This is a genomic window from Corallococcus sp. AB049A, from assembly GCF_003668885.1.
GTDB classification, from domain to species: Bacteria; Myxococcota; Myxococcia; order Myxococcales; family Myxococcaceae; genus Corallococcus; species Corallococcus interemptor.
This window is the reverse complement of the sequence record NZ_RAWL01000429.1, coordinates 1-7,112: the sequence shown is the minus strand read 5'-3', so window position 1 is coordinate 7,112 and position 7,112 is coordinate 1. Positions and strand designations below refer to the sequence as shown.

The window sequence follows — 7,112 nt, the reverse complement described above, 5'->3', positions numbered from 1 at the left end:
CCCTCCCGCCGCGCCTCCGACGCCGCCCGCCGCCGCGGGGGGCCCGGCCCTCAGCCCGGAGCAGCTCACGGACCTGGAGTCGCGCTGCGCGAGGCTCGACCAGATGGACTACTTCGAGGTGCTCGGCCTGGAGCGCACCGCCGCGCCCGGTGACATCAAGAAGGCCTTCTACAAAGAGAGCCGCGTCTACCACCCGGACCGCTTCTTCCACCTGGAGTCCAAGGTCCTCAAGGACCAGGTGAACGAGCTCTACAAGCGCGTCACCGAGGCCTATTACGTCCTGCGCGACGACACCAAGCGCAAGAAGTACCTCACCGACATCGCCAGCCCGGACCGCGCGCAGAAGCTGCGCTTCACCGACGCCTCCGAGGCCGAAACCAAGGCCGCCGCGAAGAAGGAACAGGAAGAGCAGATCGGCACCCACCCCAAGGGCCGTCAGTTCTACGCGCAGGCCCAGAAGGACCTGGAGGCCGGCAACCCCTCCGCCGCGGAGCGCAACCTCAAGATGGCGCTCACCTACGAGCCCTCCAACGCCCGCTACAAGGAAGCCCTCGCGGACGCCCAGAAGCAGACCGCGGACAAGTCCAAGGGCGACTCCTCGTTCAAGATCCGCTAGCGGCCCCCAGGAGCCCACCCCATGGTCATCGACCTCATCCTCCTGGGCATGGTGCTGTTCTTCGGCATCCTCGGCGCCCTCTCCGGCGCCGCCCGCCAGGTGGCCAACTCCGTGGGGCTCGCGGCGGGCTACTTCGTCTCGCGCAAGCTCGCGCCCCTCGCCGGCCCCAAGCTGGCCGTCGCGCTGGGCTCACCGCTGCTCGTCGGGACGCTCTTCGGCACGGTGCTGCTCTTCGTCGTCACCTGGCTCACCGTGCGCTACGCCCTGGGCGCGCTGCTCCTGCGCTTCCTCTCCGGCAAGGACCCGGAGGAGCGCGGGCTGGACCGCACCCTGGGCTTCGTGCTCGGCGGCGGGAAGATGGCCGCGCTGTTCTGGGTGTGCCTGAGCGCGCTGACCTTCATGGAGCAGCACGTCGTCGTCGCCGGCAAGCGCCTGGGCGTGGCGCCCAAGGACTCCATCGCCTTCGACATGTCCCGCCGCTTCAACCTCTTCGAGCTGACCCAGTTCGCCCCGCTTCAGGACCTGGTCCAGGTGGCCCAGGCCACGCACGACCCGGCGAAGGCGAAGAAGCTCCAGGAGGACCCGGCCTTCAAGGCGCTGCGCAAGGACCCGCGCTTCCAGCTCGCGCTGTCACACAAGGATTTGCAGGACGCGCTGGAGCGGGGCGACACGCAAGCGCTGTTGCGCAACGACGCCGTGCTCCAGCTCATCCAGGATCCACAGGCGGCGGCACGGCTGGGCGCCGCCGCCCGGGCTTCGGAAAAGCCAGCGCCCGCTAAGCGTTGAGCTCCACGTCGTCCAGCGCCGCGAGCCGCGCCTTCACGAACTCCGCGTCCACCGTCACGTGGCGGTGCTTGCGCTCCGGCGCCTCGAACATGATGTCCGACATCACGTGCTCCAGGATGGAGCGCAGGCCGCGAGCCCCCAGCCCGCGCGCGATGGAGTAGCGCACCACCTCCCGCAGGCCGCTCTCCGGGAACTCCAGCTCGATTTCATCCAGCGACAGCAGCTCCTTGAACTCGCGCGTGATCGCGTCCGGCGGCTCGGTGAGCACGCGCAGGAGGTCGGGCTCGCCCAGCCGCTCCAGTTGCACCATCACCGGCATGCGGCCCAAAAACTCCGCCATCATCCCGAAGTCCACCAGCTGCTTCGTGGAGATGCGCTTCTCCTTGCGCTTCGCCGCCAGCGCGTCCGAGCCGAAGCCCATGGCCCGGCCGCCCTCATCGCCGTAGTCGTGCAGGTCGCTGAACGTGCCCGCGCAGATGAAGAGGATGTCGCGCGTGTCCACCTGCACGAAGTCGCTCTTGTTCCACGCCTGCGTGACGTTCATGGGCACGTGCACCTCGCGCCCTTCCAGCAGCTTCAAGAGCGACTGCTGCACGCCCTCACCGCCGATGTCGCGGCTGCCCGCGCCGTTGCGGGCGCCCTGGGTGCGGCGGGCGATCTTGTCCACCTCGTCGATGAAGATGATGCCCCGCTGGGTGTCCTCCACGGAGTGGTTCGCCTTGAAGAGCAGGTCGGACACCATCACCTCCACGTCCTTCCCGTAGTAGCCCGCCTCCGTGTACTCGGTGGCGTCCACGGTGGTGAACGGGACATGGAGGATCTCCGCCAGGTTCCGCGCGATGTGCGTCTTGCCGCTGCCCGTGGGGCCAATGAGCAGGATGTTGGACTTCTTGATGAGGGACTGCCGCCGCATCCGCCGCGCCTGGACGCGCTTGAGATGGTTGTGCGCGGCGATGGCCACCGCTCGCTTCGCGGCGTCCTGCCCGATGACGTAGCGATCCAGCCGTTCGAAGATCTCCCGCGGGGTCAGTGGCGCTGCCTCTTCCCTGCGTGCGGACGACTCCATGTACCCTCCCCTTCTCTCCACTCGGCCTCCCAGCGCTGCCTGGAAGGAAGGGTAGGAATTGGATGCTGACCGGCCCACCAGGGCCAGAGCCCGGAATGGGGCCCCTGCCCGCCTGCCTGCTCCTCGAACAGGCGGCTATTGAATGACCGGGACGTTTCCGATAGTCCGGCCCCCCTCCCCTGTTCATGGGAGTTTCCACCCCTCGCCACGCGCTCCACCGGAGGCACGAAACAACGATGGCCGCTCCCTCCCCTCAGCACCGCTGGACCCTGGCCGATGCCCATGAGCTGTACGGCATCCGCAACTGGGGCTCGCCCTACTTCGGCATCAACGACAAGGGCCACGTGTGCGTCCACCCGGACGGGCCCGCCGCTCCGAGCATGGACCTCAAGGAGCTGGTGGACGAGGTCCGCCGCCGGGGCATCGGTCTGCCGCTGCTCCTGCGTTTCACGGACGTGCTGCGCCACCGCGTGGTGCACCTGAACAACGCGTTCAAGAAGGCCATCGCGGATCAGGGCTACAAGGGCCTGTACCGGGGCGTGTACCCCATCAAGGTGAACCAGCACCGCTACGTGGTGGAGACCATCATCGAGGCGGGCAAGGAGCACACCTACGGCCTGGAGGCCGGCTCCAAGCCGGAGCTGCTCGCCGTCATGGCGCTGCTCGACAGCGAAGACGCCCTCGTCATCTGCAACGGCTACAAGGACGAGGAGTACATCGAGACGGCGCTCTTCTACTCGCGCCTGGGCCGCAACGTCATCCTGGTGGTGGAGAAGCCCAGCGAGCTGCCCCTCATCGCGGAGGTGGCGCGCCGCACCGGCATCACCCCCCGGCTGGGCATGCGCGTGAAGCTGTCCACGCGCGGCGCCGGCAAGTGGGAGGCGTCCGGGGGTGATCGCTCCAAGTTCGGCCTGTCCTCGTCGGAGCTGATGAACTGCATCGGCTTCATGAAGGACGCGGGCCTGCTGTCCTCCTTCGAGCTGCTTCACTTCCACCTGGGCAGCCAGATCTCCAACATCCGCAACGTGAAGAACGCGCTGCGCGAGGTGGGCTGCTTCTACGTGGAGGTGGCCCGCCAGGGCGCGCCCCTGAAGTACCTGGACGTGGGCGGCGGCCTGGGCGTGGACTACGACGGCTCCCAGACGAACTTCGCCTCCTCCATGAACTACACGACGGAGGAGTACGCCAACGACGTCGTCTTCGGCGTGATGGAGGCCTGCGACCGCGCGGGCGTGCCGCACCCCACCCTGGTCTCCGAGTCCGGCCGCGCCGTCGTCGCGCACCACGCCGTGCTGGTGGTGGACGTGCTGGGCACCAGCGAGTTCGACCCGTCCCAGACGCCGGACAAGGTGGATGAGAAGGCGCCCTCCGTGGTGCGCAACCTCTATTCGACGTTCCGCGAGGTGACGAACAAGAACGTCATCGAGGCCTTCCACGACGCGCAGGACGCCAAGGAGGAGAGCCTCCAGCTGTTCTCCCTGGGCCACCTGTCGCTGGAGCAGCGCGTGGCGGCGGAGAACCTCTACTGGGCCATCTGCCACAAGATCCTGCGCGTGGCGCGCGAGGCCGGGGAGATTCCGGAGGAGCTGGAGTCGCTGGAGAAGCAGCTGTCGGACACGTACTTCTGCAACTTCTCCGTGTTCCAGTCGCTGCCGGACTCGTGGGCCATTGATCAGCTCTTCCCCATGATGCCCATCCACCGCCTGGCGGAGAAGCCGACCCGCCGCGCGACGCTCGCGGACATCACCTGCGACTCGGACGGGAAGATCGAGCACTTCATCGACAAGCGCGAGGTGAAGGACGCGCTGGAGCTGCACGCGCTCAACAGCGACGACTACTACCTGGGCATCTTCCTGGTCGGCGCGTACCAGGAGATTTTGGGCGACCTGCACAACCTCTTCGGGGACACGCACACGGTGCAGGTGTCGCTGGCGCCGGGCGGCGGCTACCTCATCGACCACGTCGTCGCCGGGGACACCGTGACGGAGGTCCTCAACTACGTGAGCTACAACAAGGACGACCTCGTCGCGAAGCTGCGCAAGTTCACGGAGCTGGCGCTGCGCCAGGGGCGCATCACCCTGGACGAGTCGCGCAACCTGCTGCGCGTCTACGAGGACGGCCTGTCCGGCTACACGTACCTGGAGCGCGAGGTGGACGCGACGTTCACCTCCGCCAGCCAGCTGCGCCTCCTGCCCGGGCCGGAGAACGGGGGGACGCGCAACCCCGTCTCCCCGTCCGGGACCTGATCAGGCCCTGAAGCCTCAAGCCTCCGTCGGGACCGGTGCCTGTTCGCCGGTCTCGACGGACGCGTCGCTGAACGCCGCATCCGTCGCGCGCAGCCGCAGGGTCTGGAGCGTCTCCAGCTGCCCGTCGGCGCGCTCGGCGAGGAAGCCGAAGTCGAACCGCGCCAGGCGCGGATCCTTCGCCGCGATCCGCTCCAGGCTCCGCCACAGGGACACGCGCCCGTGGGAGCCCACGCACAGGCCCTCCAGCTCCACCAGCCGGCTCAGGGGCGAGTAGCGCAGGAGCGAGCCGTTGAGCTTCAGCCGCGAGATCTTCTCCGTCAGCCACGCGCCGCCCATCTTCAGCGGATCCACGCGGACCTCCAGCGCGGCCATGACGGTGCGCAGCGTGGCGCGGTCCTGCTCCAGCAGGGGAATCATCGTGGACAGGTACTGGCCCACCGGGTTGCTGCGGTTCTCGCGCTCGGTCCGCTTCGCGAGGTCCACGCCCACCGTGGAGCCCAGCAGATGGTCGTTGAGATAGATGCCCAGTCGCTTCACGTTCATGCCGCGTGCCCCTCCCAGGAACTTCACGAGGGTGGACACGCGGGCCGCTTGCTGCACGAAGTCAGCGGGGCTCGGAGGGCAGGCGGCCAACCGAGCCCCTTCACGGCAGCCTCAGTCCGGATAACCGAACGACGTCGTGACCTTCACGTCCGGGTGGAGGCTGCGCGCCACGGGACACTCGTGGGCGATCTTCTCCAGCGTGGTGCGCTGCTCCTTGGTGAGGCCGGAGGGCATCAGGATGGACAGCACCAGCTCGCCAATCTTGCGCGGCGGCGGGGTCATCCGCTTCTCCACCGTCGCGGTCACCTCACCCAGGGTGATGCCCTCCTTGCCGGCCATCAGGTGCATGGTCGTCACGACACAGGACGCCAGCGCCGTGGCCACCAGGTCCGTGGGGGAGAAGCTGCCGCCGGTGCCGCCGTTGTCCTTCGGCGCCTCCGTGGGCAGCGTCGCGCCGGACGGGCCGTGCGTGACCTTGGTCTTCAGCTGGGGGGCACTCACCAGGGACATCACCACACCGGTCGCGGGCTGCTGACTCATCACCGTCTCCTTGGGCTGGGGAAAAACCGCGCGCTACCGGACGAAGGCGTCGTGGGACTTCGCGTCCTCTTCGGTGGAGGGCTCGGCGTCCTCGACGCTCCAGTCCAGCGTCTTCATCAGGGACTTGCTGCGCTTCTTGACGTCCGCGTCCAGGAACTTCACCGCGTCGGCCATCTTGTCCATCAGGCGCATGGGCTTGCGCTTGTTCTTGGGCTCGCTGAACAGCGCGTGCGTGAGCCAGGGGAACACCGCCGTCACGTCGCAGTGCACGTACATGGAGCCCGTCTCCACGGCCTCCACGGACACCTTGCCCCAGGTGTGGCCCTCACCGGCCGGGCAGCTGGACAGCGCGCCGTTGTCCACCGGGTCCACGCAGAACTGCACGTCGATGTCGAAGCCCGACGTGGGGACGTTCAGAATCTGGTCGAGCAGCGGCTCGCCCTGGAGCGTGTAGTTCTTGGGCACGCCGCCGCCCAGGATCCAGATGGCCAGCTTCCCGCTGCCGTTGTGGCGGCAGTAGTGCTGCATGGCGGCCATGGAATAGACGTCGTCATTGATGTCGAGCTCGAACTTGAACTCGTCCCCCAGCAGGCGCTTGAGCTTCACGACGTTGAGGAAGATGGAGCCGTCCTGCACCGCGCCCACCCAGATGGGCACGCCGTGCTTGTAGCAGGTGGACAAGAGCGACGGCTGCTTCACGCCCAGCTGCTTCTCGATGCCGTGGATGGCCTTGCCCAGGAGGTAGTGGAACTCCGGGGTGGTCATCTTCTTCTGGAACTGCGGCTGCCGGAGGATGGCGGAGAAGAGGCGGTCGGTGTCGAGCAGCGCCTCCTCCCAGAAGCCCAGGTCGTAGATGCGGATGATGCGCGCCAGGCGGTACTGGAGGTCGCCCGCGTTGGGGTTCACCTCGCGGATGCCGTGGCCGATGATGCGGTGGGCGTCGTGGTAGAGGTTCGCGCCCGTGGTGGTGATGGCGGAGATGATGCCCTTCTCCACCAGGGGGATGAGGCAGGACTGGTGCAGGCCCGCGGGCGTCATGGCGCCGGACAGCGTGAGGAAGATGGACGCGTCCTGCTGCACGGACTGCTGCATCAGCTCGAACGCGGTGCGCTCCTGCCGGCCCACGTAGGCGCTGAACGCGTGCGCGAGCAGCTCCGCGGGCTTCTCCTTGCCGGTGATGGGGCGCGGATCCGCCTTGCGCGCGTTCGCGTAGGCGGCGCGAAGGGAGGACTTCTTCGGGGTCGGGGTCTTGGCCATGGCGCGGCGATCTAACACCGCCCGCCTGCCAAGGGGAGGCCCGCCTTCAACCCCGCCC

7 protein-coding genes are annotated in these 7,112 nt (G+C 67.9%); 3 read left to right on the top strand and 4 right to left on the bottom strand.

Translation table 11 applies throughout. From position 1 onward, the window contains the following. Both D7X55_RS32445 and D7X55_RS32440 read left to right on the top strand, forming a co-directional pair. The coding region (locus tag D7X55_RS32445; RefSeq protein ID WP_233610208.1) for a J domain-containing protein at positions 1-616 on the top strand (616 nt) is incomplete at its 5' end. A 21-nt stretch (positions 617-637) separates the two neighbouring features. Then, complete coding sequence (locus D7X55_RS32440; protein ID WP_120552552.1) at positions 638-1,402, top strand: CvpA family protein; 765 nt, start codon at positions 638-640, stop codon at positions 1,400-1,402. Here D7X55_RS32440 and clpX read toward each other — a convergent pair. Next, the gene (clpX, locus tag D7X55_RS32435) at positions 1,392-2,468 is read right to left on the bottom strand and encodes an ATP-dependent Clp protease ATP-binding subunit ClpX (RefSeq protein ID WP_120552551.1); all 1,077 of its coding nucleotides are present in this window, start codon (positions 2,466-2,468) and stop codon (positions 1,392-1,394) included. The two genes, D7X55_RS32440 and clpX, sit on opposite strands and share 11 nt — an antisense overlap. Positions 2,469-2,704: 236 nt before the next feature. Between clpX and speA the strand changes: the two genes are divergently transcribed. Beyond that, positions 2,705-4,714: a biosynthetic arginine decarboxylase gene (gene speA / locus D7X55_RS32430; protein WP_120552550.1), complete on the top strand. Its 2,010-nt coding sequence runs from the start codon at positions 2,705-2,707 to the stop codon at positions 4,712-4,714. A 15-nt stretch (positions 4,715-4,729) separates the two neighbouring features. Here speA and D7X55_RS32425 read toward each other — a convergent pair whose 3' ends face one another. From D7X55_RS32425 to D7X55_RS32415, 3 genes are all read right to left on the bottom strand, one after another. Beyond that, positions 4,730-5,257 (bottom strand): hypothetical protein, encoded by a 528-nt coding sequence (locus D7X55_RS32425; RefSeq protein ID WP_120552554.1) that lies wholly within the window; start codon positions 5,255-5,257, stop codon positions 4,730-4,732. A 111-nt stretch (positions 5,258-5,368) separates the two neighbouring features. After that, positions 5,369-5,797, bottom strand: coding sequence for an OsmC family protein (locus D7X55_RS32420; RefSeq protein ID WP_120552549.1), 429 nt, complete (start codon positions 5,795-5,797; stop codon positions 5,369-5,371). A 33-nt stretch (positions 5,798-5,830) separates the two neighbouring features. Beyond that, positions 5,831-7,054: a deoxyhypusine synthase family protein gene (locus D7X55_RS32415; protein WP_120552548.1), complete on the bottom strand. Its 1,224-nt coding sequence runs from the start codon at positions 7,052-7,054 to the stop codon at positions 5,831-5,833. Positions 7,055-7,112: the final 58 nt, after the last annotated feature.